General features: G+C 63.8%; 24 protein-coding genes. 13 read left to right on the top strand and 11 right to left on the bottom strand.

Annotation, left to right across the window (positions count from 1 at the left end):
• Positions 1-267 precede the first annotated feature (267 nt).
• Together C8N35_RS21415 and scpA are read left to right on the top strand one after the other, a co-directional pair.
• Positions 268-2265 carry a methylmalonyl-CoA mutase family protein gene (locus C8N35_RS21415; RefSeq protein WP_245926906.1) on the top strand — a complete coding sequence of 666 codons (1998 nt, stop codon included), beginning with the start codon at positions 268-270 and terminating at the stop codon, positions 2263-2265.
• A 129-nt stretch (positions 2266-2394) separates the two neighbouring features.
• Positions 2395-4557: a methylmalonyl-CoA mutase gene (scpA, locus tag C8N35_RS21420; RefSeq protein ID WP_107991777.1), complete on the top strand. Its 2163-nt coding sequence runs from the start codon at positions 2395-2397 to the stop codon at positions 4555-4557.
• A gap of 109 nt (positions 4558-4666) precedes the next feature.
• On the opposite strand, the gene C8N35_RS21425 is transcribed toward scpA, so the two are convergent.
• Entirely contained in the window at positions 4667-5788 is a 1122-nt protein-coding gene (locus tag C8N35_RS21425; RefSeq protein ID WP_245926908.1) for a phytanoyl-CoA dioxygenase family protein, read from the bottom strand.
• Positions 5789-6038: 250 nt separating this feature from the next.
• On the opposite strand from C8N35_RS21425, the gene C8N35_RS21430 reads away from it, so the two are divergent.
• Positions 6039-7433 carry a dipeptidase gene (locus C8N35_RS21430; RefSeq protein WP_107991778.1) on the top strand — a complete coding sequence of 465 codons (1395 nt, stop codon included), beginning with the start codon at positions 6039-6041 and terminating at the stop codon, positions 7431-7433.
• A 43-nt stretch (positions 7434-7476) separates the two neighbouring features.
• Positions 7477-8058, top strand: coding sequence for an LOG family protein (locus C8N35_RS21435; RefSeq protein WP_211200047.1), 582 nt, complete (start codon positions 7477-7479; stop codon positions 8056-8058).
• Positions 8059-8112: 54 nt separating this feature from the next.
• On the opposite strand, the gene C8N35_RS21440 is transcribed toward C8N35_RS21435, so the two are convergent.
• The 4 genes from C8N35_RS21440 to pcaH form a co-directional block, all read right to left on the bottom strand.
• Positions 8113-8541, bottom strand: a complete 429-nt coding sequence (locus tag C8N35_RS21440) for a VanZ family protein (protein WP_107991780.1) — start codon at positions 8539-8541, stop codon at positions 8113-8115.
• Between the two features lie 602 nt (positions 8542-9143).
• Positions 9144-9428: a hypothetical protein gene (locus C8N35_RS21445; RefSeq protein ID WP_107991781.1), complete on the bottom strand. Its 285-nt coding sequence runs from the start codon at positions 9426-9428 to the stop codon at positions 9144-9146.
• A 784-nt stretch (positions 9429-10212) separates the two neighbouring features.
• The gene (gene pcaG, locus C8N35_RS21450; protein ID WP_107991782.1) at positions 10213-10833 is read right to left on the bottom strand and encodes a protocatechuate 3,4-dioxygenase subunit alpha; all 621 of its coding nucleotides are present in this window, start codon (positions 10831-10833) and stop codon (positions 10213-10215) included.
• 4 nt (positions 10834-10837) lie between these two features.
• Entirely contained in the window at positions 10838-11539 is a 702-nt protein-coding gene (gene pcaH / locus C8N35_RS21455; RefSeq protein WP_107991783.1) for a protocatechuate 3,4-dioxygenase subunit beta, read from the bottom strand.
• 136 nt (positions 11540-11675) lie between these two features.
• On the opposite strand from pcaH, the gene pcaQ reads away from it, so the two are divergent.
• Positions 11676-12602 carry a pca operon transcription factor PcaQ gene (pcaQ, locus tag C8N35_RS21460; protein WP_107991784.1) on the top strand — a complete coding sequence of 309 codons (927 nt, stop codon included), beginning with the start codon at positions 11676-11678 and terminating at the stop codon, positions 12600-12602.
• 116 nt (positions 12603-12718) lie between these two features.
• Here pcaQ and C8N35_RS21465 read toward each other — a convergent pair whose 3' ends face one another.
• Together C8N35_RS21465 and pcaC are read right to left on the bottom strand one after the other, a co-directional pair.
• A complete protein-coding gene (locus C8N35_RS21465) occupies positions 12719-13348 on the bottom strand; it encodes a glutathione S-transferase N-terminal domain-containing protein (RefSeq protein ID WP_107991785.1) in 630 nt (209 codons plus the stop codon).
• 32 nt (positions 13349-13380) lie between these two features.
• Positions 13381-13773: a 4-carboxymuconolactone decarboxylase gene (gene pcaC, locus C8N35_RS21470; RefSeq protein WP_107991786.1), complete on the bottom strand. Its 393-nt coding sequence runs from the start codon at positions 13771-13773 to the stop codon at positions 13381-13383.
• Positions 13774-14192: 419 nt separating this feature from the next.
• On the opposite strand from pcaC, the gene C8N35_RS21480 reads away from it, so the two are divergent.
• The 3 genes from C8N35_RS21480 (at position 14193) to C8N35_RS21490 (ending at position 16039) form a co-directional block, all read left to right on the top strand.
• Complete coding sequence (locus C8N35_RS21480; RefSeq protein WP_107991788.1) at positions 14193-14768, top strand: YceI family protein; 576 nt, start codon at positions 14193-14195, stop codon at positions 14766-14768.
• Positions 14769-14848: 80 nt separating this feature from the next.
• Positions 14849-15454, top strand: coding sequence for a cytochrome b (locus C8N35_RS21485; RefSeq protein WP_245926911.1), 606 nt, complete (start codon positions 14849-14851; stop codon positions 15452-15454).
• 18 nt (positions 15455-15472) lie between these two features.
• The gene (locus tag C8N35_RS21490; protein WP_107991789.1) at positions 15473-16039 is read left to right on the top strand and encodes a YceI family protein; all 567 of its coding nucleotides are present in this window, start codon (positions 15473-15475) and stop codon (positions 16037-16039) included.
• A 75-nt stretch (positions 16040-16114) separates the two neighbouring features.
• Here C8N35_RS21490 and C8N35_RS21495 read toward each other — a convergent pair whose 3' ends face one another.
• The gene (locus tag C8N35_RS21495) at positions 16115-16606 is read right to left on the bottom strand and encodes a DUF4405 domain-containing protein (RefSeq protein ID WP_107991790.1); all 492 of its coding nucleotides are present in this window, start codon (positions 16604-16606) and stop codon (positions 16115-16117) included.
• A 236-nt stretch (positions 16607-16842) separates the two neighbouring features.
• On the opposite strand from C8N35_RS21495, the gene C8N35_RS21500 reads away from it, so the two are divergent.
• Positions 16843-18483, top strand: a complete 1641-nt coding sequence (locus tag C8N35_RS21500; RefSeq protein ID WP_107991791.1) for a fumarate hydratase — start codon at positions 16843-16845, stop codon at positions 18481-18483.
• Positions 18452-19558 (top strand): DUF2332 domain-containing protein, encoded by a 1107-nt coding sequence (locus tag C8N35_RS21505; RefSeq protein WP_107991792.1) that lies wholly within the window; start codon positions 18452-18454, stop codon positions 19556-19558. The genes C8N35_RS21500 and C8N35_RS21505 overlap by 32 nt, the downstream gene beginning before the upstream one ends.
• 96 nt (positions 19559-19654) lie before the next feature.
• Here C8N35_RS21505 and C8N35_RS21510 read toward each other — a convergent pair whose 3' ends face one another.
• The 3 genes from C8N35_RS21510 to C8N35_RS23965 form a co-directional block, all read right to left on the bottom strand.
• Positions 19655-20632, bottom strand: a complete 978-nt coding sequence (locus C8N35_RS21510) for an NAD-dependent epimerase/dehydratase family protein (RefSeq protein WP_107991793.1) — start codon at positions 20630-20632, stop codon at positions 19655-19657.
• A gap of 133 nt (positions 20633-20765) precedes the next feature.
• Complete coding sequence (locus C8N35_RS21515; protein ID WP_107991794.1) at positions 20766-21704, bottom strand: site-specific tyrosine recombinase XerD; 939 nt, start codon at positions 21702-21704, stop codon at positions 20766-20768.
• 188 nt (positions 21705-21892) lie between these two features.
• Positions 21893-22045: a hypothetical protein gene (locus C8N35_RS23965; RefSeq protein WP_170122211.1), complete on the bottom strand. Its 153-nt coding sequence runs from the start codon at positions 22043-22045 to the stop codon at positions 21893-21895.
• A gap of 418 nt (positions 22046-22463) precedes the next feature.
• Between C8N35_RS23965 and C8N35_RS21520 the strand changes: the two genes are divergently transcribed.
• From C8N35_RS21520 to C8N35_RS21530, 3 genes are read left to right on the top strand one after another with little or no spacing between them, the layout of a single operon-like run.
• On the top strand, positions 22464-23063 hold the full coding sequence (locus C8N35_RS21520) for a shikimate kinase (RefSeq protein WP_428977133.1): 600 nt from the start codon (positions 22464-22466) through the stop codon (positions 23061-23063).
• Positions 23064-23081: 18 nt separating this feature from the next.
• Positions 23082-24221, top strand: coding sequence for a 3-dehydroquinate synthase (aroB, locus tag C8N35_RS21525; RefSeq protein WP_107991834.1), 1140 nt, complete (start codon positions 23082-23084; stop codon positions 24219-24221).
• 20 nt (positions 24222-24241) lie between these two features.
• A complete protein-coding gene (locus C8N35_RS21530) occupies positions 24242-25549 on the top strand; it encodes an HlyC/CorC family transporter (protein WP_428977134.1) in 1308 nt (435 codons plus the stop codon).
• The last annotated feature ends 38 nt before the right edge of the window (positions 25550-25587 follow it).

The following is a 25587-nucleotide window of genomic DNA, read 5'->3' on the forward strand; positions in this document are numbered from 1 at the left end:
GGGACGATTTCCCCCTCGCAGAATTACCCTACGTTGAAAGTGGCAGGAGGTCTATCAAAATTCCTTATGTTAGTATTCATTCTAATGGGTTTTTCCTAGATTCAAATGCTCTGGATCGCGACTTTGCCGTCTCCTACATGTGAACGATTCTTCCCCAAATAGTTGTGTTGCACGGTGTTTTCATGCGCGACTATAAAACGGGTAGGGAAGCTGGCGGCCTCGCGATCACTTTTGCTGGAGGTGGTTGGTCCCGGTGGGTGGAAAAGCGTGGAAGGCAATGACGTGATCGAGTTGGCGGGAGGATTTGCGGCGGTTGACGAGGTGGCCTGGATGGCCGCGGTGGAGGCCGCCCTGAAGGGGCGCCCCTTCGATCGCCTTCGATCGACAACCTATGATGGTCTGACGATGGAGCCGCTTTACCGCGGCCGCAGGGACGCGGAGGCGTTGGTCGGCCGTGCCGCAGGTCTGCCCTGGACGGTCATGGCGCGGGTCGAACATCCCGACCCGGGCGAAGCCAACGCGATGATGATGGAGGAGCTGGAAAACGGTGCCGGCGGCATTGACCTCATTTTCGCGCCATCCAAACACGCGCGCGGGGCCGGCCTTGCCATTGACACGATCGATGATATGGAACGTCTGTTCGACGGGGTTCTTCTGGATCTCGTCGTCTTACGGCTGGATGCCGGCTACCAGACCCGTTCCGCCCTTGCGATGCTGCTGGCGCTTGCTGAGAAGCGCGCCATCGATCCGGCCGCGCTCAACGTGCGCGTCGCGATCGATCCGATCGGCAGTCTGGCGGCCAACGGTTGGCTCACCGGCTCCATCGACGCGATGTCGCCCCGGCTCTGGGATCTGGTGCATTTCTGTCAGGACACGGGCTTCAAGGGGCCGCTGACGAGTGCCGACGGGCGCACGTGGCACGGCGCGGGGGCGAGTGAGGCTCAGGAACTGGCCTACACGCTGGCCACCGCCGTCACCTACCTTCGCATGCTCGACGGCGCGCGCTGCGAGGATCTATACCCGCAGGACCGCGTGGAGGTGGTGCTTGCCGCGGACGCGGATCAGTTCGCGACCATCGCCAAGCTGAGAGCGATGCGCAGGCTGTGGGCGCGGGTTCTGGACGCCAGCGGGCTTGAGCAGAAGCCGCTCCTCATTCACGCCGAGACGGCGTGGCGGATGATGACGCGGCGCGATCCCTGGGTGAACATGCTCAGGACCACGGTCGCCGCCTTCGCCGCCGGTGTGGGCGGGGCCGATAGTGTCACCGTGCTGCCTTTCACCGAGGCGCTGGGTGTGCCGGATTCATTTGCCCGCCGGGTCGCGCGCAACACGCAGACGATCCTGATCGAGGAATCGAACCTGCATCGGGTCGCCGATCCGGCGGCGGGATCGGGAGCCGTGGAGGCGATGACCGACGCTCTGGTGGCTGAAGCCTGGAAGCTCTTTCAGCAGGTCGAGGCCGAAGGCGGCATCGACCAGGCCTATTGCAGCGGTTCCGTCGCGGCCGCGATCGGCAGGACGAAAGAGGCTCGGGCCCGCGCAATCGCCACGCGCCGCGATGCGCTCACCGGCACGTCGAGCTTCCCCAATCTTTCCGAAAAGGCGGTGAGCGTGATGAAGGTGAGCGAGCCGGATATCGGACGCTCCACCACCGATGTCGTGCTGCCGCCGCCGGGGCAGGGCGAGCTCTCGCGCGCGCTCGTCAACGAGGCGGCGTCGGGGGCGACGACGGCGGACCTTTCCCGTGCTCGCGATGCGTTGCAGCGGTTGGACGCGGATATCCTGAAGCCCTGCCGCGTGGCGCGGCATTTCGAGATGCTGCGCGAGGCCTCGGACGCCTATCTCGAGATGCACGGGCGCCGGCCGACGGTTCTGCTCGCCAATTTTGGTCGTGTCGCCGATTTCACCGCCCGCGCCACCTGGGCGAAGAATGTCTTCGAGGCTGGCGGCATCGAGGCGGAGCCGAGCGAGCCGCTGGGCGATGCCGAAAGCGCGGAATACGCCTTCCGCAAGGCTTCCGCCGATATCGCCTGCCTGTGTTCCTCCGATGCGCTTTACGCGGAAACGGGCGCGGAAATCGCGGCCGCCTTGAAGAAGGCGGGGGCGGCGCATGTCTACATTGCCGGCCGGCCGGTCGACGAGGATGGCGCACTTGAAAAGGCAGGCGTCGAGATCGCCCTCTACGAGGGGTGTGACGTCCTGGGCGCGCTCCGCATGATCCATGCTAGTCTGGGCCTGAGCGAGCTGGACGGGGAGGAGGACTGAGAAGCGCGGCTGCCATGGTGGCGGCGGCTCTTTTCGGCGCACGGGGCCGCAAGGCCCGGACCGGCGACAAATGAGGGCCTCAGGGCCCGCATCGAAAATAGGGGGCCGGCAAGGCCCGGAGGCGAGACGATGACCCGAATTCCGGATTTCTCCACGATCGAGTATGCCGATGTGGCCCCCGCCACGCCGCAAGGGGGCGATGCGCCCTGGGTGACGCCGGAGGAAATCGCGGTCGCGCCCGTTTACCGCAGCAGCGATCTCGACGGTCTCGACTTTCTGGAGACGTGGCCGGGCCTGCCGCCTTATCTGCGCGGGCCGTATCCGACCATGTATGTCCAGCAGCCCTGGACCATCCGCCAATATGCCGGCTTTTCCACGGCCGAGGATTCCAACGCCTTCTACCGCCGTAATCTCGCGGCCGGGCAGAAGGGCTTGTCTGTCGCCTTCGATCTCGCCACCCATCGCGGCTATGACAGCGATCATCCGCGCGTGACCGGCGACGTCGGCATGGCGGGGGTGGCGATCGACAGCATCCTCGACATGCGCACGCTGTTCTCCGGCATTCCGCTCGACCGGATGAGCGTGTCGATGACCATGAACGGCGCGGTGCTTCCGGTGCTGGCGTTGTTCATCGTGGCGGCCGAAGAGCAGGGCGTGACGCAGGAGAAGCTGTCGGGGACCATCCAGAACGACATCCTCAAGGAGTTCATGGTCCGCAACACCTACATCTACCCGCCGCAGCCCTCGATGCGGATCATTTCCGATATCTTCGCCTACACGGCGAAGCACATGCCGAAGTTCAACTCCATTTCCATTTCCGGCTATCACATGCAGGAGGCGGGGGCGACGGCGGATCTGGAACTCGCCTACACCATCGCCGACGGCATCGAATATGCGCGCGCCGGTGTGGCGGCGGGCATGGATATCGACACGTTCGCCCCGCGCCTTTCGTTCTTCTGGGCGATCGGCATGAACTTCTTCATGGAAGTCGCCAAGCTCAGGGCCGCGCGCCTCATCTGGGCGAAGCTCATCCGCGAAGAGTTCGCGCCGAAGAACCCCAAGTCGCTCTCCTTGCGCACGCATTCCCAGACGTCCGGCTGGTCGCTGACGGCGCAGGATGTCTTCAACAACGTGATGCGCACCTGCGTGGAAGCGATGGCGGCAACGCAGGGCCACACGCAGAGCCTGCACACCAACTCGCTCGACGAAGCGCTGGCGTTGCCCACCGATTTCTCCGCCCGCATCGCGCGCAACACCCAGCTTTTCCTTGCGGCCGAAAGCGGCACGACACGCACGATCGATCCCTGGGGCGGTTCGTTCTACGTGGAGCGGCTGACCTACGAGCTCGCGGCCAAGGCGCTGGAGCATATCGGCGAGGTCGAGAAGCTCGGCGGCATGGCCAAGGCCATCGAGAAGGGCATCCCGAAGCTCAGGATCGAGGAAGCGGCGGCCAAGACCCAGGCGCGCATCGACAGCCGCACGCAGACGGTGGTCGGCGTCAACAAGTACAAGCCGACGCGTGCCGACGAGATCGACGTCCTCAAGGTCGACAATGCCCAGGTGCGTGCCCAGCAGCTTGAAAAGCTCGCGAAGCTGCGCGCGACACGCGACGAGGCGGCGACGAATGCGGCGCTGAAGGCGTTGACGGCGGGGGCGAAGGCCGACGGCAACCTGTTGGCGCTGTCCGTCGATGCGGCGCGCGCCGGCGCCACGGTCGGCGAGATCACCCTGGCGATGGAAGAGGTCTTCGGCCGTCACAAGGCGGAGATCAAGTCGATTTCCGGCGTTTACAAGCGCGAGGTTGGAGCCATGTCGGAGGCGGTGGAGAAGGTTGCCAGTATGGTCGCGGCGTTCGAGGAGAATGACGGCCGCCGCCCGCGCATCCTGATAGCCAAGATGGGCCAGGACGGCCACGACCGCGGTCAGAAGGTCATCGCCTCGGCCTTTGCCGACCTCGGCTTCGACGTCGACATCGGCCCCTTGTTCCAGACACCGGAAGAGGCCGCGCGTCAGGCGGTTGAGAACGACGTTCATGCGGTGGGCGTGTCATCGCTCGCCGCCGGCCACCTGACGCTGGTCCCCGCGCTGAGGCAGGCGCTGGCCGACGAGGGCCGCGAGGACATCCTGATCGTTGTCGGCGGCGTGATCCCGCCGCAGGACTACGAGGCACTGTATCAGGCGGGTGCGGCCGCCATCTTCCCGCCGGGCACGGTGATCGCGGAAAGCGCGATGGAGCTGATCGGGAAGCTGAACGAGAAGCTCGGGTATCGTCCGGCTGAGGCGGCGGAGTAGGGCAGGCATGCGAGGGCTGTTCCCGCAGGGATGGTTCACGGCATGGATTGCCGGTCGGAGCCGGCAATTCATGCCGTGATCTCTCCATACGGGAACGACCGCAAACCGGTCACACCATCACCGGCCCATCCACAGCCGTTTCGCCCACATCGCGCCAAACGTTCTTCTTGCCCCAACGTCTCTCGCGGAAATCCGCCCAGGCCATGTTCAGGTTCATCTGGTTGTGGCGGATACCCGGCAGCGCGACCGGATCAAGCCCGGTCCAGGGCAGAAACGGGTTGCGGCGCAAATTGCCGTTGATCTCCACGCGCACCGTCGGGCGCGGGCTTGGAGTACGGCCGTGGAAGGCGAAGGTGTCGGCGATCACCAGCGTGTTGGCGGGAACCGTCACCGCGATCGGGTCGCCATAGCCGAGGGCCCCCAGTTCCTCCGGTTTGACCCTGAAGGAGCCGAGCGCCGTGTGCCCGCCGGTCTCGCAGGCGTGAAGGCTCTGCTCGTATTCCCAGCCGAGCCGTTCCTCCGTCAGCCGGTGCGAGCCCGGAACGAAGCGGAAGGGGCCGTCGTCGGGGCCGACATCCTCAAGAAACAGCCAGCACTTCACCGTCGAATGGAACGTATCGGCGTGAAGGTCCGTCTGCGGGTCGGGCTTGCGGCCCTGCGCCTCGGCCAGAACCGTCTGGATGAAAAACGTGGGCTCGCCGGAGCGCGAGGACATGTAATGCATGGCGGCGCGCAGGAACGGGCTCTCCACCACCTCCCGCGTCGCCGGCATGACGGCCAGAAGCGAGACCGGCAAGGGTACCATGCGCGTCACCGTGCGGCCCTGACGCATCTCGCGGGCCGGAAACGAGCGGCCGAAGACCTCGCCGCGAAGCCGCCTGAAGGTCTCCACCGGCAGGAAATTCTCTTTCACCAGATAGCCGTCACGCTCATAGGCGGCGCGGTCGGCGGCGTCGACGCGGCGGGCGAGCCGTTTGCGCCGCGCCTCGGCCATGCGCGCGGCGATCTTGACGCGCGCCAGATGCAGCCCCCGCTCGTTGAGCCGCGAACTGCCGAGAATGGGATTGGCGGCAAAGGACTTCGCCTGGGTGGCGATTTCGGCGAGCCAGAGCGGGCTCTTCAGGATGTCGTACGGCGTCATCGTCTTCCCGGTCGTGGTTCGGCGTTGACGGCGGCGCGCGACGAATGTCAGCGCGCTCTGCATGTCGCCAGTGTCATTGGCCAGTGTCATCGGCGCGTCTCAACGCGGCGCGACCTTATCACCGATGCCACTCATGCACAGCTTTGGAAATTCTCGACACTTGCGCCTCGCGAGCACATTGCCGGAACCCGTGGAATGGCCTAATCCTGATGGCCGGACGCATTTCAAGCGCCGCCTTGCGCATGTCGCCGTCGATCGGTTCAATCCGGGCGGGGCATGCTCCGGACGATCCCTTTCCCCGGTCCTTTTCCCGGTCCCTTCCAAGGAGTCTCCCGCCCTCATGTCCTCCGACAAGCTTTCCGCTGTACTCGACCGCATCGACGCCGATTTCGACAAGAGTCTCGAGCGCCTGTTCGACCTGCTTCGCATTCCCTCCATCTCCACCGACCCTGCGCACGCCGGCGATTGCCGGGCGGCTGCGGAATGGCTGGCGAAGGAGCTGACCGGCATCGGCATCGAATCGTCGGTGCGTGACACCAACGGTCACCCGATGGTGATCGGTCACCGCAAGGGGAAGGGTAAGCCCGGCCCGCATGTGCTGTTCTACGGCCATTACGACGTGCAGCCGGTCGATCCGCTCGACTTGTGGGAAACCGAGCCCTTCGCCCCGCGCATCGCGACGAAGCCTGACGGCACGAAGATCATCGTTGCCCGTGGCGCGGCCGACGACAAGGGCCAGCTGATGACCTTCGTCGAAGCCGCCCGGGCCTGGATTTCCGAGGCCGGCGACCTGCCGATTTCCGTCTCCGTCATGCTGGAGGGCGAAGAGGAAAGCGGCTCGCCTTCGCTGCATCCTTTTCTGGAAGCGAATGGCGAGGAGCTGAAAGCGGATCTGGCGCTCGTTTGCGACACCGGCATGTGGGACGCCAGGACACCCGCCATCACCACCATGTTGCGTGGCCTGGTCGGCGAGGAGATCACCATCACCGCAGCCAATCGCGATCTGCATTCGGGCATGTACGGGGGGCTTGCGCGCAATCCCATCCATGTGCTGGTCGATATTCTCGACGGTTTGCGCGACGAGACCGGCCGGGTGACCGTGCCGAACTTTTATGATGGCGTCATCGAGATGCCGGCGGATGTGAAGGAGATGTGGGACGGCCTTGGCTTTTCGAGCGACGATTTCCTGGGCGACGTCGGGCTGAACATCCCGGCCGGCGAAACCGACCGCACGCCGCTGGAAAAGGTGTGGACGCGGCCCACCTGCGAGATCAACGGAATTTCCGGCGGCTATCAGGGGGCGGGCTTCAAGACGGTGATCGCCTCCAAGGCCTCGGCCAAGGTCTCCTTCCGCCTTGTCGGAAACCAGGACCCGGAAAAGATCCGCGCGGCCTTCCGTGCCTATGTCCGTGCCAAGGTGCCGGCCGATTGCAAGGTGGATTTCGCCGAGCATGGCGGTTCGCCGGCGCTTCGGCTCGATTTCGACAGCCCGTCGCTCGCCAAGGCGCGCGATGCGCTGAGCGCGGAATGGGGCACGCAGGCGGTGACCATCGGCTGCGGCGGGTCGATCCCCATCGTCGGCGATTTCAAGACGAAGCTCGGCATGGACTCGCTGCTCGTCGGCTTCGGCCTTGATGACGATCAGGTCCACTCGCCCAACGAGAAGTACAACATGACGAGCTTCCACCACGGCATCCGCTCCTGGGCGCGGATCCTGGACGAACTGTCGAAATAGTACCGAGGTTTTCACCGGCGCCCGGAGAACGAGCATGAGCGAACTGAAAGCGGTCTGCGTCTATTGCGGATCCAATCCGGGCAACCGGCCCGACTATCTGGCGGCGGCAGAGGCGCTGGGCGAACTGATCGCTCGGCGCGGCCTGCGACTGGTCTATGGCGGGGCGGAAATCGGGCTGATGGGCCGGGTGGCGAGCGCTGCGCTCGCCGCCGGCGGCGAGGTCGTCGGCATCATGCCTCAGGCGCTGGTCGATCGCGAGATCGCCCACAAGGGCCTGACCGAGATGCACGTCGTCGCCTCCATGCACGAGCGCAAGAAGATGATGGCCGATCTCTCGGATGGCTTCATCGCGCTGCCCGGCGGTATCGGCACGCTGGAGGAGCTGTTCGAGGTGTGGACGTGGGCCCAGCTCGGCCACCACGAAAAGCCCTGCGGTCTGCTGGATGTGGCGGGCTACTATTCGAAGCTTGCCGCCTTCCTCGATCATCAGGTGACCGAAGGCTTCGTGCGCGTCGAGCACCGCGCGATGCTGGCGATCGATGACGATCCGGCGGCGCTGCTGGAAAGGTTCACGGCTTACTCTGCGCCGCACGTCACCAAATGGGTGGAACGTTCGGACGTGTGAGGCCGGGGCACGTATTCCTTGCGATGGAAACGGGCAAACCCGCCTGCGCGAAGCTCAGTCGCGCAGGCCGCGATCGGCGCGAGCGCGTTCGATGAAGCTCAGTTCCTCGGCGGGAAAGGGAGCGGGAACACGGATCGAGAGAACCCCGGCCGCCGAAAGTGCGCCAATCATGCTTGCAGCGAAATCGGCCGCCGACATCTCGCGGTAGCCGAGCTTGCCCTGGATGATCTCACCGCCGGCGGCGAGCAGCAGCGCGATGACGAAGGCGGGCAGCGCGCGCCCCTGGAAGAAGCCAGACAGCGAAACTGTCAGCAGCGCAAAGAACACACCGTGGAACGCCCAGTCGTAGGGGTGGTCAAGGCCAAGCGGCAGGCCGAAGCCCAGTGCTGCGCCGACCACAAGCAGAAATGCGGTGGAGCTGAGCGTTGCCGGCGGCACCTTGTCGAAGAGATTGGAAACGCGGGCCGAGAGAAAGTTCAGCATGGCGGCGCACCTCTGCTCCTGATCAGCGGTCCGCTAACGAAAGCAGAAACCGCAAGATTCGTTAACGCCAGTTTCACGCCGCATTCCTTTACGAATGGTTAATGAAAGGTTTCCGGCACCCGTTTGGCGTGTGTCGCACCGTGATGCGTCTCGCGCTGTATCCGGTCTGCCAGGTTGCGAAGAGCAAAGAAGAGAAGAGGCGTTCAGATGGGGGGATCTGAACGCCTCGCGGTACTCTCCATCGCCGCCTGCAAGCGGAACTTTGACCGGGTGTCTGACGGGATCTGTTGCGGCATATCCCGCTGTTCCTGTTGCCTCCGGGCACCTGCGAGAGTGGACGGGTGTCCGGTGGCCGCTCGTCGATGCGGCTGCGACCGAAAGGGGGCGGTCGCTCTCCCCCGTACCGCAGGGGAGCTTTTGAACTGGGAAAACTCCGAAATACGACGTGGGCGTCAGGCAAAGGCCTCTTCGGTAGAGATCTCAATGCGGGATCGGGATCAGTCTTCGCCATGGGCTCGTCAAAATGCCGGCAATGCGCCCTCCGGGCGGGCAGGAACGGCCAATACGGCCCGGTTCATGCCCTTACGCGCTGTTTTCGCTTGTCAATGGTGCAACTGTGTCGGCTGGGCGGCTGTACGGTCACGACCGATGACCGTGACCGGAAACATTTCCGGCTGCTGGTCGTCGCGGGTCGGCGGTGCCAGGCGTACCAGCGGCAGCAACCGTGTTTCACGCTTGTCCGTCTGATGCCGGTGGGCGAGCAGACGAAGGGCATCTCGAAACAGCGGATGAAGTATCTTCAGGCTGTCGCGATCGAATAGCCGAAGGTTATTCCGCAAACGATTGTCGGTGTCGTGGGAATCGTGGTTGTTGATATTGTCAAACATCGCAATCTCCTCGCCGCCTTGGAGAATTACTTTACGGGATCTAATCCCCGGCAAAAAGCAAATAATCCACCGAAAAAAGACGTATTGTGGATTATGAAGGCGAAAAAAGTCTCTAACATATGAAAAATATGAGAAAAATCAGTCAAGCAAGAAATTTGCCCACTTATTTCCTGTGGATAAGTGTTTGTTAACGGTTGGTACCGGCAGCGGTCTCAGGGGGACGGACGCTCGGCGGCGATGTCCTTCAAGGGCTTGGTAAATAAGTCATATAACGGCAAATACCGATGTGTGCGGAGGTTTGCGGGTAGAGTGGAGCGTCGCTCGGCGCTCACCGCCATGGCTTGTCTCTCTCCCTTCCGGGCTTCATCGGGGCTACCAGCCGGCATCCGGGCATGCCAGGGCGGGTCTTGAGCCGCATTGCAGCAAAAGTTCCAGTTGAGCAGGGGCTTGCCGCGCGGCGGGGCTTGCTGCAAGAGGCGATTGCACAGGATCGTGATGCAATCGCAAATGTCGAAAATAGCGAAAGCGCTGTTCGTCAAGGCCACCGATACGGGCGGCTGCGAGCGACACGCAATATGTAACAACTTCCGCGTACGGCTTTCACGATGTTTGTCAAAGCAACCACCGCCGCGTTTTTCTTCACCTCTTCCGTGAAACATTTTCGCGAACGCGGGCAGGCTCGGAACGAAAAACGCGGGAATGAAAAAAGGGAGGAGGCCGCTTCGGGCTTCCTCCCTCTCGTGGTTCTTGTCGCGGCCCAGGCGCATGCACCTGGGCGCGGGGTCTACACGTCGAAGAAGACCGTCTCGTCGTCACCCTGCATGTGGATGTCGAAACGATAGACGGTGCCGGTCGGGGTTTCGCGTCGCTCCGCGACCAGCGTATGCCGGCGCTCTTGCGGCACCGACTGCATCACAGGATCGGCGGCATTTGCCTCCGCCTCGTCCGCGAAATAGACGCGTGTATAGGCATGCACCAGCATGCCGCGGGCGAAGACGATCATGTTGATGTGCGGTGCCTCGCCTACATCGGCTGCGCCCGGCTTCACCGTGTCGAACCAGAACCTGTTTTCCGGATCCGTACCCGTGCCACAGCGTCCGAAGCCTTCGAAATGGGCGTTCGGGCGGCGGGTGTCTTCGGGGTGGTTGAAGCGGCCCTCCGCGTCGGCCTGCCAGATTTCGATCATCGCATCGTTGATGGGATCGCCGTTGCCGTCATAAACGATGCCTTCCACGCGGATGCGTTCGCCTTCCGTTTCGTTGTCGGTCAGCGTGCTGTCGGCGATTGCCGTGTGCGGATAGCCGTATTGGCCGGCCGTCAAACCGTAGGCAAAGTAAGGGCCCACCGTCTGCGACGGGGTCTGCTTCAGGGCTTCGCTCGCGGTCGCTGTTGTCGTCTCTGGCATGATCTCAGTCCTCCATCGGCGTTTCGTTGCGTCCGCGAAGGACGATGTCGAAGATGTATCCGAGCGAGAAATCGGGCTCGGTCACGTCGATCGAGAACTTGGAGATCAGGCGCTCGCGCGCTTCCTCCGGCGTGCCGAGATAAATAGGATCTAGGTCGAGCAGCGGATCGCCGGGAAAGTACATCTGGGTTACCAGGCGGGTCGCGATGGAGGGGCCGAGCAGCGAGAAGTGGATGTGGTTCGGCCGCCACGCATTGTAATGGTTGCCCCAGGGATAGGCACCCGGCTTGATCGTGCGGAAGGTGTAGCGGCCCTCGTCGTCGGTCACGCAGCGCCCGCCGCCGAAGAAATTCGGATCGAGCGGCGCGTTATGCTGGTCCACCTTGTGGATGTAGCGTCCGGCGGCATTCGCCTGCCACACTTCCACCAGCGTGTTGCGCACCGGCCGGCCGTCCTCGTCAAGAACGCGGCCGGTGACGAGGATGCGCTCGCCCAGCGGCTCGCCGTTCTTCGCGCCGTTCTTCGTCAGGTCGGCATCGAGAACGCCGACCTTTTCGTGCCCGTAGACGGGGCCGGTCCGCTCCGAAAGCGTCTGCTTCAGCGGGATCAGCGGTTTGGTCGGTGAGCGCAGCACGGTCGACTTGTAGGGCGCGTGCAGATAGGCCGGATGAGACATCCAGTCGCGCGAATTGTACGGCTTGTTCATGGCAGCTTGTCCTCCTCGGTCCCGAAATTCCTCCACTCGGGACCCACACGTCATGGAACGCAACATGCATGCCCTTTTCGGTTATGTAAAATAACTATTTTCGCCAATTGGCATGTCGATATGGTTATATAGCGCCATGCTCGATCCCCGCATCAAGTTCCGTCATCTGCAGTGCTTTCTCGAGATCGCCCGCCAGGGCGGCATCAGCCGCGCGGCGGATGCGCTCGCCATCACCCAGCCCGCCGCCTCCAAGGCCCTGCGGGAACTGGAGGACATCCTTGCCATCCGATTGTTCGAGCGTTCGCGCAAGGGCATTCGGCTGACGCGGTTCGGCGAGGTCTTCCTGCGCCACGCCTCGGCTTCCGTCATGGCGATCCGCGAAGGGATGGAAAGCGTGGCGGCGGCGCGTGACCGGGGCGGCGGTGTGGTCACGGTCGGTGTCCTGCCCAATGTCGGCGCCCGCCTGATGCCGCGCGCGTTGCGTCTTTTCAAGACCTCGGCACTGGAAACGATCGTGCGGGTGACGACCGGATCCAACGCGCAGCTTCTGGATGACCTGAAGCGCGGTGGTCTCGACTTCGTCGTCGCCCGTCTGGTCGATCCCGCCGAGATGATCGGGCTTTCCTTCGAACACCTTTATTCCGAACCGCTGACGCTGGTGGTGCGCATGGGCCATCCCCTGTGCGGACGAACGCCCTTCGACCTGACCGCGATCGAACGCTATCCGATATCGCTGCCTCTGGCGGGAACGGTTATTCGCGGCGATATCGACCGGTTCCTGATCGCCAACGGCATTCGCCTGCCGCCCGACCGGGTCGAAACGATCTCGATCACCTTCGGACGGGCGCATGTCCTGTCGGGGGATGCGGTGTGGGCGGTGCCGCGCGGCGGCGTCATGGGGGACATCGCCGCCGGGCTTCTTGCGGAATTGCCGATCGACAGGACACCGCTCGAAGGGTCCATCGGTCTCGCCATGCGCTCCGACATGCCGCCGAGCCCGCTCGTCGCCATGCTGATCTCGACGATCAGGGAGGTGGCGGGCGAGATCCGGGAGGAGGGGTAGAGGGTCTCGCTCGTTCCCGGATGCGTAAGGCGAAGATGCACGACCAGACCCGGAAATCAGCGCAACAAGGGCGCTGGCCGGGCGCGCCTTGTCCTGTCTCCACGTCGCCCTGCGCCTCACGGCATCGGGATCGGGCCCATATCCTTCGGCACCTTGTAGCCGCGCTGAACGGCCGGACGTGCGGCAACGGTCTCGTACCAGCGCTTCACATGCGCAAAGGCATTCATGTCGACGCCCTGCCATTCGAAGCGCGAAGCCCAGGGCCAGATCGCCATATCTGCGACGGAATACTCGCCGGCGACGTATTCGTGCTGCGATAGCTGGTGGTCGAGCACGCCGTAAAGCCGGCTCGTCTCCTTGCCGAAACGCTCCTCCGCATAGGCCGCCTTGCCGGGATTGAAGTGCAGGAAGTGGTGCGCCTGTCCGAGCATCGGGCCGAAGCCGCCCATCTGCCACATCACCCATTCCACCGCGCGCCACCAGGCCGCCTGATCCTGCGGCATGAACATGCCCGTCTTGCGCGCCAGGTACATCAGGATCGCACCGGACTCCATCAAGGACAGGCCGGTGTCGCTGTCAACGATGGCGGGAATCTTGTTGTTGGGGGAGATTTTCAGGAAATGCGGCTGGAACTGCTCGTCGTTCAGAATATCGACGGCGTAGGCCTTGTAGGGCAGGCCGCATTCTTCCAGCATGATGGAGACCTTGCGCCCGTTGGGCGTGCTCCAGGTATACAGATCGATCACGAGAGGTTTCTCCGTCTCGGCGCGCGCGTGGCTCAGGCGCTGGCCTTTTCATATTCGGCAACCGCATCGGCGGCTTCCTTGAAGGCGGTGTTTGCGGCCGGAACGCCGCAATAGATGGCGCATTGCAGGAGGACTTCCTTGATGTCCTCCGGCTCCAGTTCGCCCTCGAAGAGCGCGGCACGCACATGCATGACGAATTCTTCCCAGCGCCCCAGCGCCACCATCATCGACAGCACCAGCAGGCGCCGCGTCTTGTGATCAAACCGTTGTCGCGTCCAGATCTCGCCCCAGGCATAGCGGGTGATGAGGTCTTGGAAGTCCGACGTGAAGGCCGTCTTGTTGGCCTCGGCGCGGTCCACATGGGCATCGCCCAGCACCGACCGGCGCGTCTTCATTCCCAGCTCATGCCGCTCGCCCTCGTCCATGGAATGCTCCTGCTTCCTGATCTTGTCCGTGAAGAATCTCGACCTTTCGCATGAAGAAAGGTGGACCGGCACCCTGACGCCGGCCGCTCCCGCGGTCAACTGTCAAGCATTGGCGCGCCGACGCACGGCCGAACCGTTCATCACGAAAATGTTGTTTTCCGTCCTCGCGCTTCCGAAACAGCATGACTTCGGATCAACGAATTGAAATTAATATGGAAAATGAAATGTGTCGCTATTTCGGCGATTGGCGCTCGTGCGGTGAACAGTCCGTCCAATGGACACGGGTCGGATGCACTACATAGATGTGCTGCACTGCAATATGTGCCCGCCTCATTTGCCGCTTAATTTTTTGGTCCGGCGGGTGCCGCATTCACGAAGCCGATGCCCGCCGTCCTTCGCGGGCGCTTTAAGGAGTAAACATGGTTCGTCTCGCCGCTACCGCCCTTGCCGCCAGTCTCCTCGCCGCGCCGGCCCTTGCAGAGCCGGTCGCCTACACCGTCGACAAGAGCCACAGCTCGATCTTCTTTTCCGTCGAGCATCTCGGCTTCTCGACCATCCACGGGCACTTCGGCGCCTACGATGCGGACATCGTGCTTGATGAGGACGATCTCGCCAACTCCAAGGCCAACGTCACCATTGACATGTCGAGCCTCGACACCTTCTGGGAGCCGCGCACCGAACACCTGAAGACGGCCGACTTCTTCGACGTGGAGAAGTTCCCGCAGGCGACCTTCGTCTCCAGGACCTTCAAGAAGACAGGCGAGAACAAGGTCGCGGTGACCGGTGATTTGTCCATCCATGGCAAGACCAAGGAAGTCACGATCGACTTCACGGTGAAGAAGGTCGGCCAGAACCCGATGGCCAAGGTCAAGGCGATCGGCCTGGTCGGCACGACGGTGCTGAAGCGCTCCGACTACAATGTGGCGGGCTATGCGCCGGCCGTTGCCGATGAGGTGCCGCTGCGCATCGATCTGGAACTCGATCAAAAGCAGTAGACGACGGTTTCGCAACGTTCCGCCGACTAGGGGGACGGAGCCGGGATCCGGCTCCGTCTTCCGTGTTCGGCGGAGCCGACATGGGGGCTTCGATGCTTCGCAATACGGCTACCGGGTACGGCCTCGTCTCCATCGCCTTTCACTGGGCGATGGTCGCCTTGATTCTCTCGCTTTTCGCCCTCGGCCTCTACATGACCGGCCTTCCGCAGACCGATCCGGGGACCTTCGCGCTCTATCAGCTTCACAAGTCGCTGGGTTTCACCATTCTGGCGCTGGTGGCCGTCCGCCTGCTTTGGCGGCTGTCAAGCCCCGCCCCGCAGCTGCCGTCTGGAATGGCGATGTGGGAGCGTGCGGGAGCCCATGCGAGCCACTTTGTGCTTTACCTGCTGATGTTCGCCATTCCCCTGTCCGGCTGGCTGATGGTTTCCGCCTCGCCCTGGGGCATCCCGACCGTGCTCTACGGCGTGCTGCCTGTGCCGCATCTGCCCGTGCCCTCCCTTCTGGGCGCCAAGCCGGCAGCGGAGGCGACGATGAAGAGCGTGCATGAAATTCTGGCCTGGAGCGTGATTGTCCTTGCCACCTTCCATGCCGCTGCCGCAATCAAGCACCATCTGGTAACCCGCGACGACACGCTGCGCCGCATGATCTCAACGCGCCCCGCGCGCAAGGAAACTTCGCGCGCCTGATATTCTGGAGTTGTTTCTATGAACAAGCTGATTGCGGGCGCCGTCGCGTTCGCCGTGCTCGCCGCGCCGTCGCTGGCAGCGACGAGCGCCAATGCCGCCGAATGGGCCGTCGATCACGGTGCCTCAAAGCTTATCTTCAAGGTGCGCCAGGGCGACAAGTTGATTTCCGGTTCGTTCGGCAAATGGGATGCGAAGATAGACATGGATCCGGAGGCGCCGGAGACGGCCACCATCGAGGTGACGGTCGATACCTCCAGCGTCGCCACCGACGACGGTCAGATGGGTCAGACGCTCACGGGCGAAGCCTGGCTTGCGACGGGCAAGTTCGCGAAAGCCACCTTCTCTTCCGATGAGGTCGTGCCGACGGGCGAGGGGACCTACGATGCGGTGGGCACGCTCACCATCAAGGACATCGCCGTACCGATGACCTTGCCGTTCATGCTGAAGGTCGACGGTGACAAGGCCGAGGCCAAGGGCGGCAGCACGCTGGAGCGCCAGGACTACAAGATCGGATCGGAAATCGACGACGCCACGCTTGATGGCACGGTGAAGGTCGAGTTCGATGTGGTGGCCAGCAAGAAGTAGCGTCCGCCCGGCACGTCATTCCCGCACTGGCGGGAATGACGGATGGCGTCCGCGTCGTCGGATCGAGCTTGAGTGTCAGATCGAGCCGAGCGTACGGGCGAGATCGAAGCCCGTCTTGCCGCTCGCCTTGGCGACGTCGTTGAGCGTGACGTCGGTCGAGGTCACCGTGTAGCCCTTGGCCTTGAGCGCCTCGGCGAGGCTCTCGCCCGTGTGGCCGAAGACGGGGGCGACGGTTTCAACCGAGCTCGCCTGCAGTTTCCCCAGGACCGCGACCATCGGGTTGCCTGAACTCTGGCTGCCGCTCGGCACCATGAAGGCGACTGCCGCGACGACGGACAGGGCAAGCGCGATGCCCATGGCCGGACGCTTGAAGTAGCTGAAGAACGGGCGCCAGTTCTTCCAGATATGCAGCACGAAGGGCAGGATCAGTACCATCGACAGCCATTCGTGCATTCCGTGAAAAAGTCCGGAACCCCAGTGAAAGAACAGGGCGATGCCGGAAATTAGGGAAACGAGAAACAGGCCCGTTGTCAGGGGAGTGGCGTAGCGCGAGAGAAAGGCAGGCATGAAGAACCTCTTTTTGCTGGCTGGCCGTCTTGATCGGCCGCTTGCTGTTGGATGCTTGTAGCCGGAATCACCGTCCCCTCTACGGCTGGCCTGCGGATGACCTACGCATGCGCGGCTGAACCCATTATGAACGGACATGGCGATTGCAGCCTCGCGTCGCGCTTTTTCTTGGCGTCTTGCGCCGTTGCGCGTAAAAACCGCTCGATCGTTTCGCGCAATTGGGAGAGAGACGCGCCATGACCGTCCAGCCGACGACGCCCCCCGCCTACAGCCACACCTCGCTCATGCCGCTCGGGCAAGACACCACCCCCTATCGCAAGCTCACCTCGGATCATGTCTCGCTCGACACCTTCCGCGGCGAGGACGTGGTGGTGGTGGAGCGCGAGGGTTTGCGGCTTCTGGCGGAAGAGGCCTTCAAGGACATCAACCACTTCCTGCGCCCCGGCCATCTGGAGCAGCTTGTCCGCATTCTCGATGATCCGGAGGCGACGGAAAACGACAAGTTCGTCGCATACGATCTGTTGAAGAATGCCAACATCTCCGCCGCCGGCGTGCTGCCCATGTGCCAGGATACCGGCACCGCCATCATCATGGGCAAGAAGGGCCGCCGCATCTGGACCGACGGGACCGACGAGGCGGCGCTCGGCGAAGGCGCGCGCGATGCCTATTTCCACAAGAACCTGCGCTATTCGCAGCTGGCGCCGCTGTCCATGTTCGAGGAGAAGAACACCGCCAACAACATGCCGGCGCAGATCGAGCTCTATGCGGAGGGCGACGACGCCTACAAGTTCCTGTTTATGGCCAAGGGCGGAGGCTCGGCCAACAAGACCTTCCTCTTCCAGGGAACGCCCTCGCTTCTCACCCATGACCGGCTGGTCGAGTTCCTGCGCGAGAAGATCCTGACGCTCGGCACCGCCGCCTGTCCGCCGTATCATCTGGCGATCGTCGTCGGCGGCACCTCGGCTGAACTGAATCTCAAGACCGCGAAGCTGGCCTCCGCGCGCTATCTCGACAATCTGCCCACGCAAGGCTCGATGCTCGGCCACGCCTTCCGCGATATCGAGATGGAAGCGGAGATCCACAAGCTGACCCAGGCCTCTGGCGTCGGCGCCCAGTTCGGCGGCAAGTATTTCTGCCACGATGTCCGCGTCATCCGACTGCCGCGCCACGGCGCCTCGCTGCCAATCGGCATCGCGGTTTCCTGCTCCGCCGACCGTCAGGCGACGGGCAAGATCACGAAGGACGGCATCTTCCTTGAACAGCTGGAGATGCATCCCGAAAAGTACCTGCCGGAAGTGACCGACGAACATCTCTCCGACAATGTCGTAAAGGTCGATCTCACCCGGCCCATGTCGGAAATCCTCGGCGAACTGACCAGACATCCGATCAAGACGCGGCTGTCGCTCACCGGTCCGCTGATCGTCGCGCGCGATGCGGCGCACGCCAAGCTGCGCGAACGGCTGGAGGCGGGCGAGCCCTTGCCCGACTACATCAAGGACCACCCGGTCTACTACGCCGGCCCCGCCAAGACGCCCGAAGGCATGCCGTCCGGCTCCTTCGGGCCGACCACGGCGGGCCGGATGGATTCGTTCGTCGACCAGTTCCAGGCGGCCGGTGGATCGATGGTGATGCTTGCCAAGGGCAACCGGTCGGCCCAGGTGCGCCGTGCCTGTCAGGCCCATGGCGGCTTCTATCTCGGCTCTATCGGTGGCCCCGCCGCCCGCCTCGCGCAGGACTGCATCAGACACGTCGAGGTCGTGGAATATCCCGAACTCGGCATGGAAGCCGTGTGGCGCATCGAGGTCGTCGATTTCCCGGCCTTCATCGTCATCGACGACAAGGGAAATGATTTCTTCAAGGAGCTCAACCTTGGTTGAAAGCGCATTGTCTTCAGCTGACGGTTGGCCGGAGGCGGTTCGCGCCGCCTTCGTGCGTCAGGCTGAGTCCTGCCGTGACCTGGGCTCACCCTTTATGGGAGGGCTCATGGACATGCTGGCGCGAGGCAGCCTGCCAGAGGGGGCGTTGAAAACGCTCATCGCTGAATGGCCGGGCGATCCGTCCACCAGGGGGGATGTGCTGCCGCTGCGCCTGGCCGGCGCTCTCCACCGTCTTGTCATCGACGGCAAGGTGCCGGATCTGGCGGCGTGCTATCCGCCGCAGGCAACGGAGTTCGATGCGGTCTGTCTTGCCCCCGCGCTCAAGGTTGCGATTTCCGCGCACGAGTCTTTCCTGTGCGATTATCTCAAGCTGCCGCCGCAAACCAACGAAGTGCGGCGGTCGTCGATGGTGATGGCAGGGCTCCTGGAGATTTCGAATGCGGTAGGCAAGCCGCTCAGCCTTCTGGAAATCGGCTCGAGCGCGGGGTTCAATCTGTATCCCGATCTCTATCGTCATGAAATGGGCGGCCTTGTGGCGGGCGATCCTGCCTCGCCGCTGGTTCTGGCGCCGGAATGGCACGGCTCCCAGCCACGCGCCACGACGGTAACGATCGCCGAAAGGCGGGGGTGCGATCGCAACCCGCTCGACCCCACACGGGCAGAAGACGTCGTGCGGCTCAAATCCTACACATGGCCTGATCAGTTGGATCGGATGACGCGGCTGGAAACCGCGCTGGCGCTGGTCGGGAACGCCGCATTGCATATTGCGCAGGCAGATGCGCTCGACTGGCTATCCGACGAACTGGCCAGACCGGCGCCTCAAAGGTGCCGCGTCGTCTATCATTCCATCGTGCTGCAATATCTCGTACCGGCGGACCGGGAGCGCTTTGCCGAAATCATGGTGGCTGCGGGCGCGCGGGCAAACGAGGACTCGCCGCTCGCCTGGCTGTCGATCGAGGCGGATGGCCGCTCCCCGGGCTGCGCGGTAACGCTCACGGCGTGGCCCGACGGCACGCGCCGCACGCTGGCCCGCGCGGATTTTCACGGTCGCTGGATCCGGTGGGGCGAGGCGTGATTATCGTGTGAGAGCCTTGGCCGGGGCTATTGATCTGCCCGCCGTTGGACAGAGGTTCGACTACGGCGGGACAACGGTCATGCCCTGCGGCCACGTCTAGACAAATTCGCCGCTCGGGTCCGCCGCCTGCCAGCGCCGCAGCGCTTCTTCCAGGTCGGTTTCGTATTCGTAGCCCATCGCCGGCAGGACGCCGGGCACGACGTTGGTGGAGTGAACCAGCTTCATCACCCGTGCCCGGTTGACCGAGGTCTTCTTGCCCAAAAGCCCAAGCACCTCGAAGGCGAGCCCGCCCGCCATCATCACGGGAAGCGGAATGACGCCGAGCGGCGCCTTGAAATCCGCCACCCGGCGGAAGGCGTTGCAGATGTCCTCGGTCGTATAGCGCTCGCGATAGGCGAAGTTGAAGATGATCTCCGCCTCGCCACGCGCAAGCGCGAAGTCGAACATGCGGATCAGCTCGCCCACGTAGCCGCAGGCCTTGATGGTTTCCTTGCGGCCCGGATAGACCATGCGGCCCTTTTTCAGCAGCGCCGCCAGCCGGGTGAAATTTCCTCCCTCACCGGGACCGAACACGACCGCCGGCCGCGCGATGCGCAGGGTCCGTCCTTCGCCGGCACGCCGCCATGCGCGGTGGATTTCCTCCGCCTGATACTTGGAGCGGCCATAGGCGGAATTGGGTTCGAGCAGACCTGTCTCGTCCTTGGGCTCCTCGCACGGGCCATAGACGGAAATGGAGGAGGTGAAGACCATCGTCTGGCAGCCGGCGGCGCGGGCGTAGTCGCAGACATGCGTGGCGCCCAGCACGTTGGTCCAGTAGTACTCCCAGTCCTCGTAGCCAGGCGTTGTGTGGACGGCGGCCAGATTGTAGACGATCGAGGCGGCCCCCAGTGCCTGTGCGTCGATCGTCTCGCGCACGTCGCAGGTCAGATACTCGACGCCCGCAACCGCGCGTTTCGGATCGCGGATATCGGCACAGACCACGCGCGCATGGTGTCCCTGCGCCACGAGGTGTTCCAGAAGATGTGTGCCGATGAAGCCGGCGCCACCGAAGACGATTGCGGTCGAGGATGTCATGGACGTCTTGGAAGGCCCTGTTCGAAGTGTTGTGGCTAATCTAGCCGCAAACTCTTTCAATACTCTTGAGGGAAACGACAGGGCGCGTCATTTCAGGCGCGTTGCGTGACAACGGCGGCACGTGGCGGCGATCTCAGCCCTTCTTGTGGCGCGCGAGCGGGTGGTGTTCGTCCACCAGCTTGCGCAGGCGTTCGTCCAGAACGTGGGTATAGATCTGCGTCGTTGAAATATCCGCGTGCCCCAGCAACTGCTGGACGATCCTCAGATCCGCGCCGTTCTGCAGCAGGTGGCTGGCAAAGGCGTGGCGCAGGACGTGGGGGGAGACATTGGACGCCTTGATGCCGACGCCAACGGCGAGGGCCTTGAGATCGCGCGCGAAGGCCTGCCTGGTGAAATGGCCCGTCTCGCCGAAGGAGGGAAAAAGCCACGGGCTGCCCGCAAAGGCCCCGGCGGCGTTCCTGAGCGCGGTGTAGTCGCGCATGGCGGCGCTGGCGCGCTCCGACAGCGGCACCATGCGTTCGCGCCCGCCCTTGCCGCGCACGATGATCATCTCCGCACCCGTCCGTGTCGCGCCGATCGGCAGGCTGACGAGTTCGGAAACGCGCAGACCCGTGGCGTAGAGCAGCTCCAGCATGGTGTAGAGCCGATGAGCGCGCAGCTGTCGCGCCACGCTCTCGCCGCCCAGAGATGCGTTGAAGCGGGCGGCTTCGATCAGCCGGTCGACCTCCGCCTCGCTGAGCGTTCCCGGCAGGCTCTTGCGCGCCTTGGGCGCGGAAATTGGCCCGGTGGGGTCATCGCCGCGCATGTTTTCGCCATAGAGGAACTTGTAGAACTGCCTCAAGGCGGACAGACGGCGCGCCTGCGTGGTCGCGGCAAAGTCCCGGCCGGCGAGGTCCGAGAGATAGGCGGAGATATCGTCGGTTGTCGCCTTGCCCGCATCCGTTCCGCGTGTGGCCAGAAACGCGGTGTAGTCGTCGAGATCGCGCCGGTAGCTTTCAAGCGTGTTGAGCGCCGCTCCGCGCTCAACGGAGAGCATCTCCAGAAACGTCTCGATCAGATGAAAGGCACTCAAGGCAAACGGTCCTCGACACGAAATGGGGGCCGCCAGCCGGGCGGGTTACACTTGCGCACAGTGTCAGCCATACCTTTACGAAAGGCTCGCCTTCACGAAAGGGGCCCCTTTACGAAAGAGACACTGGCGCGCGCTGATCCGCGAAGGACTTCCCGGCTGTGTCACCTGTCAAAACCACCAGATCTCGCTCAGCGCCCCGCCTGATCGATCCTGTCGGAAGGCATGCGGATCGTGATTTCGTGCGGGTTCGGCTCGACATAGTTCGCCAGTGACCAGACAAGGCCGTAACCCAGCCCGCCCAGTACGAGTAGAACGAAAATGTAGCGTGTCAGTGTCGGCATGTATCACCGGTCATGCCGGGCCCGGCAGGATTGGTCAAGTTGAAGCCACTGTCCGGTCCCGCACGGCGAACGGCCAAGCTGGTCAAAATGTGGCAGGACTTCATATTTCCGACGAGTCGGTGGCCATGGCAAGCCCGCTCTTGCTCGCAGTGGTATGGTTCCCTTGCGCCCGCAAGGCCAGCGCGAGCCGCAAGATCGCACCGGCGGGCCAAACGGGACATCCGGGCAGGCGATACGGTCATCGCTGCGGCATGGGAACGGCGGACACGGGAGGAGGGGCGGAGCGGCGCCGGCACGCATGCTTGACAGAGCGCCACGCCGTAGGCTCAAAGCTAGGGCGTTTCCCGCCAGAACGGCGCGGGAACGGGATCTTGAGGGTTGCGAAGCGTTGAGTGACAAGGATTACGGCCACGCTGACGTGGCGGATCCCGGGGCCTCGGGCCGGGGATCCGCGCATGCGGACACCGATGGGGTACGCGACCGGCTGGGCGCGCGCACGATCGTGCTCGTCGGCATGATGGGCTGCGGCAAGTCCAGCGTTGGCCGGTTGCTGGCCGCCCGGCTGAAGCTGCCTTTCGTCGATGCCGATACCGAGATCGAGCTGGCCGCCAATCTCACCATTCAGGAAATCTTCGCCCGACACGGCGAGCCTTATTTCCGCGCCGGCGAACATCGCGTGATCGCGCGTCTGCTGGGCCAGGGGCCGCAGGTGCTGGCAACCGGCGGCGGCGCATTCATGAACCCCGAAACCCGCAAGCTCATCGCCGAATCGGGCATCTCGGTCTGGTTGAAGGCCGATTTCGAGACCCTGTTCGAACGGGTCAGCCGCCGAGCGAACCGGCCGCTGCTGCAGACGCCTGACCCCGCCGGTGTCCTGAAGCGCCTGATGGCGCTGCGCGATCCGGTCTATGCACAGGCCGATGTCGCGGTGGATTCGCGCAACGTCCCGCATGAACAGGTCGTCTCGGATGTCGTTTCCGCTCTCGACGCCCACATGCGCAAGAACGATGATGAATAAATGAAAGAAGGTGGCGTGATGACACTGTCTCCGGCCGAAACGGGTGCCCGCCGTACCGTGCGGGTCGATCTCGGCGCGCGCGGCTACGACATCGTGATCGGCGACGGCCTGATCTCGGAGGCCGGCGCGCGCATTGCCGCGCTCTTTCCTCGCGCCCGTGTCGCCATCATCACCGACGAGACGGTGGCCGAGCTTCATCTGCCGGCCTTCAAGGCCGCGCTGGAGGCCGCCGGCCTCGATCACGAGACCTTCCCGGTCAAGCCGGGCGAGGCATCGAAATCGTTCCCGATCTTTGAGGATTTGTGCGACCGGCTGCTCGCCTCCCGTCTGGAACGCGGCGACGTGGTCGCGGCGCTGGGCGGCGGCGTCATCGGCGATCTGGCCGGCTTCGTCGCCGGCGTCGTGCGCCGCGGCATGCCCTTCGTACAGGTGCCCACGACGCTGCTCGCCCAGGTGGACTCATCCGTCGGCGGCAAGACCGGCATCAATACCCGCCACGGCAAGAACCTGGTCGGCATCTTCAATCAGCCCGCGCTGGTTCTGGCCGACACGGCCGTGCTCGATACGCTGAGCCCGCGCGAATTCCGCGCCGGCTATGCTGAGGTCGCCAAGTACGGGCTGATAGACGATCCCGACTTCTTCGTCTGGCTGGAGGAGAACTGGGCCGGTATCTTCGAAGGGGCCCCCGCGCGCATCGAGGCGGTTGCCCATTCCTGTGAGGCCAAGGCGCGCGTGGTGGCGGCGGATGAGCGCGAGGGCGGCGTACGCGCTCTGCTCAATCTCGGCCATACTTTCGGCCATGCGCTGGAGCGCGGTGTCGGCTATGACGGGGCTTTGCTGGTGCATGGGGAAGGGGTCTCCATCGGCACCGTTCTGGCGCACCGCTTTTCCGCCGAGATGGGCCTGTGTCCTGCAGAGGATGCGGAGCGGGTGGAGCGGCATCTGGCGATAGTCGGTCTGCCCACCCATATGTCTGATATTCCCGGGCAATTGCCCGGTATTCCCGAACTGATGCGCTATATTGCGCAGGACAAGAAGGTCTCGCGCGGCGCGCTCACCTTTATCCTGACGCGCGGGATCGGCCGGTCCTTCATCGAGAAGGGTGTGGATCCGGCCGCCGTGGAAGGGTTTCTTGAGCGAAGCGGCGGCGGAGTGTGATGCTGGACAAGATTGAAAGTGTGGTTGGCGTAATATCCGGGCTCGGTGGCGAGTTCTGGCTGACTTTGGTCGCTATCCTGGTGCTGCTGGTGTTCTCTGCCTTCTTCTCGGGCTCGGAAACGGCACTCACCGCCGCCTCGCGCGCCCGCATCCATCAGATGGAGAAGTCCGGCGACAAGCGCGCGGTCATCGTCGCCAAGCTCATTTCCTCTCGCGAACGGCTCATCGGCGCCTTGCTGCTGGGCAACAACCTCGTCAACATCCTTGCCTCGGCGCTGGCGACCTCGTTGTTCCTCTCGCTCGCAGGCGATGCCGGCGTCGCCTATGCGACGGTGGTGATGACGCTGATGGTGCTGATCTTTTCCGAGGTGCTGCCCAAGACCTGGGCGATCGGCGATCCCGATCGCTTCGCGCTCGCGGTCTCGCCGGTGGTGCGGGTCTGCGTCGCCGTGTTCGGTCCCCCGATCGCGGCGATCGAGATTCTGGTGCGCAAGCTGCTGAGCCTCTTCGGCGTGTCGGTGGAGGAGGGGGCGGACGTGCTGTCGGCGCGCGAGGAATTGCGCGGCGCGGTCGATCTCCAGCATCTGGAGGGCGGTCTGATCAAGGCCGACCGAGATCGGCTGGGCGGCCTGCTGGATCTGGCGGAGCTGGAAGTCTCCGACGTCATGATCCACCGCACCAACATGCAGACGCTGAACGCCGACGACACGCCGGACGATCTGGTCGATCAGGTGCTGGCGAGCCCCTATACCCGCCTGCCGCTGTGGCGCGAAAGCCCGGACAACATCATCGGCATCGTCCATGCCAAGGACGTGCTGCGCGCGGTGAAGGAAGTGGGCGGAGACATGTCGCGCGTCGACATGGATCAGATCTCGACCGCGCCCTGGTTCGTGCCCGATACCACCTCCCTGCAGGACCAGCTCAATGCCTTCCTGAAGCGCAAGTTCCATTTCGCCATCGTCGTCGACGAGTACGGCGAGGTGATGGGCCTGATGACGCTGGAGGACATTCTGGAGGAGATCGTCGGCGACATTTCCGACGAGCATGACGTGGTGGTGCAGGGCGTGCGCCCGCAACCCGATGGCTCGGTGGTGGTCGACGGCTCGGTGCCGATCCGCGACCTGAACCGGGCGATGGACTGGGAGCTGCCCGACGAGGAGGCGACGACGATCGCCGGTCTGGTCATTCACGAGGCGCGGATGATCCCGGAAGAGCGTCAGGCCTTCACCTTCCACGGCTTCCGTTTCACGGTGCTGAAGAAGGAAAAGAACCGGATCACCAGGCTGCGGCTGCTGTCGCTGGCCAACGTCTTGAAGGCGGGGGAGTAGGCAGATCGGGACACTTGTCCGCGCCTGGATGTGTCCGG

The sequence above is a fragment of the Breoghania corrubedonensis genome (assembly GCF_003053845.1).
GTDB classification, from domain to species: Bacteria; Pseudomonadota; Alphaproteobacteria; order Rhizobiales; family Stappiaceae; genus Breoghania; species Breoghania corrubedonensis.

What these genes read in the sequence shown, in the direction of transcription:
- scpA (WP_107991777.1), top strand. Translation starts at nt 2,395, where the DNA reads ATGACCCGAATTCCGGATTTCTCCACGATCGAGTATGCCGATGTGGCC.
- C8N35_RS21425 (WP_245926908.1), bottom strand. Translation starts at nt 5,788, where the DNA reads ATGACACTGGCCAATGACACTGGCGACATGCAGAGCGCGCTGACATTC.
- C8N35_RS21430 (WP_107991778.1), top strand. Translation starts at nt 6,039, where the DNA reads ATGTCCTCCGACAAGCTTTCCGCTGTACTCGACCGCATCGACGCCGAT.
- C8N35_RS21440 (WP_107991780.1), bottom strand. Translation starts at nt 8,541, where the DNA reads ATGCTGAACTTTCTCTCGGCCCGCGTTTCCAATCTCTTCGACAAGGTG.
- C8N35_RS21445 (WP_107991781.1), bottom strand. Translation starts at nt 9,428, where the DNA reads ATGTTTGACAATATCAACAACCACGATTCCCACGACACCGACAATCGT.
- pcaG (WP_107991782.1), bottom strand. Translation starts at nt 10,833, where the DNA reads ATGCCAGAGACGACAACAGCGACCGCGAGCGAAGCCCTGAAGCAGACC.
- pcaH (WP_107991783.1), bottom strand. Translation starts at nt 11,539, where the DNA reads ATGAACAAGCCGTACAATTCGCGCGACTGGATGTCTCATCCGGCCTAT.
- pcaQ (WP_107991784.1), top strand. Translation starts at nt 11,676, where the DNA reads ATGCTCGATCCCCGCATCAAGTTCCGTCATCTGCAGTGCTTTCTCGAG.
- pcaC (WP_107991786.1), bottom strand. Translation starts at nt 13,773, where the DNA reads ATGGACGAGGGCGAGCGGCATGAGCTGGGAATGAAGACGCGCCGGTCG.
- C8N35_RS21480 (WP_107991788.1), top strand. Translation starts at nt 14,193, where the DNA reads ATGGTTCGTCTCGCCGCTACCGCCCTTGCCGCCAGTCTCCTCGCCGCG.
- C8N35_RS21485 (WP_245926911.1), top strand. Translation starts at nt 14,849, where the DNA reads ATGGGGGCTTCGATGCTTCGCAATACGGCTACCGGGTACGGCCTCGTC.
- C8N35_RS21490 (WP_107991789.1), top strand. Translation starts at nt 15,473, where the DNA reads ATGAACAAGCTGATTGCGGGCGCCGTCGCGTTCGCCGTGCTCGCCGCG.
- C8N35_RS21495 (WP_107991790.1), bottom strand. Translation starts at nt 16,606, where the DNA reads ATGCCTGCCTTTCTCTCGCGCTACGCCACTCCCCTGACAACGGGCCTG.
- C8N35_RS21500 (WP_107991791.1), top strand. Translation starts at nt 16,843, where the DNA reads ATGACCGTCCAGCCGACGACGCCCCCCGCCTACAGCCACACCTCGCTC.
- C8N35_RS21505 (WP_107991792.1), top strand. Translation starts at nt 18,452, where the DNA reads ATGATTTCTTCAAGGAGCTCAACCTTGGTTGAAAGCGCATTGTCTTCA.
- C8N35_RS21510 (WP_107991793.1), bottom strand. Translation starts at nt 20,632, where the DNA reads ATGACATCCTCGACCGCAATCGTCTTCGGTGGCGCCGGCTTCATCGGC.
- C8N35_RS23965 (WP_170122211.1), bottom strand. Translation starts at nt 22,045, where the DNA reads ATGCCGACACTGACACGCTACATTTTCGTTCTACTCGTACTGGGCGGG.
- aroB (WP_107991834.1), top strand. Translation starts at nt 23,082, where the DNA reads ATGACACTGTCTCCGGCCGAAACGGGTGCCCGCCGTACCGTGCGGGTC.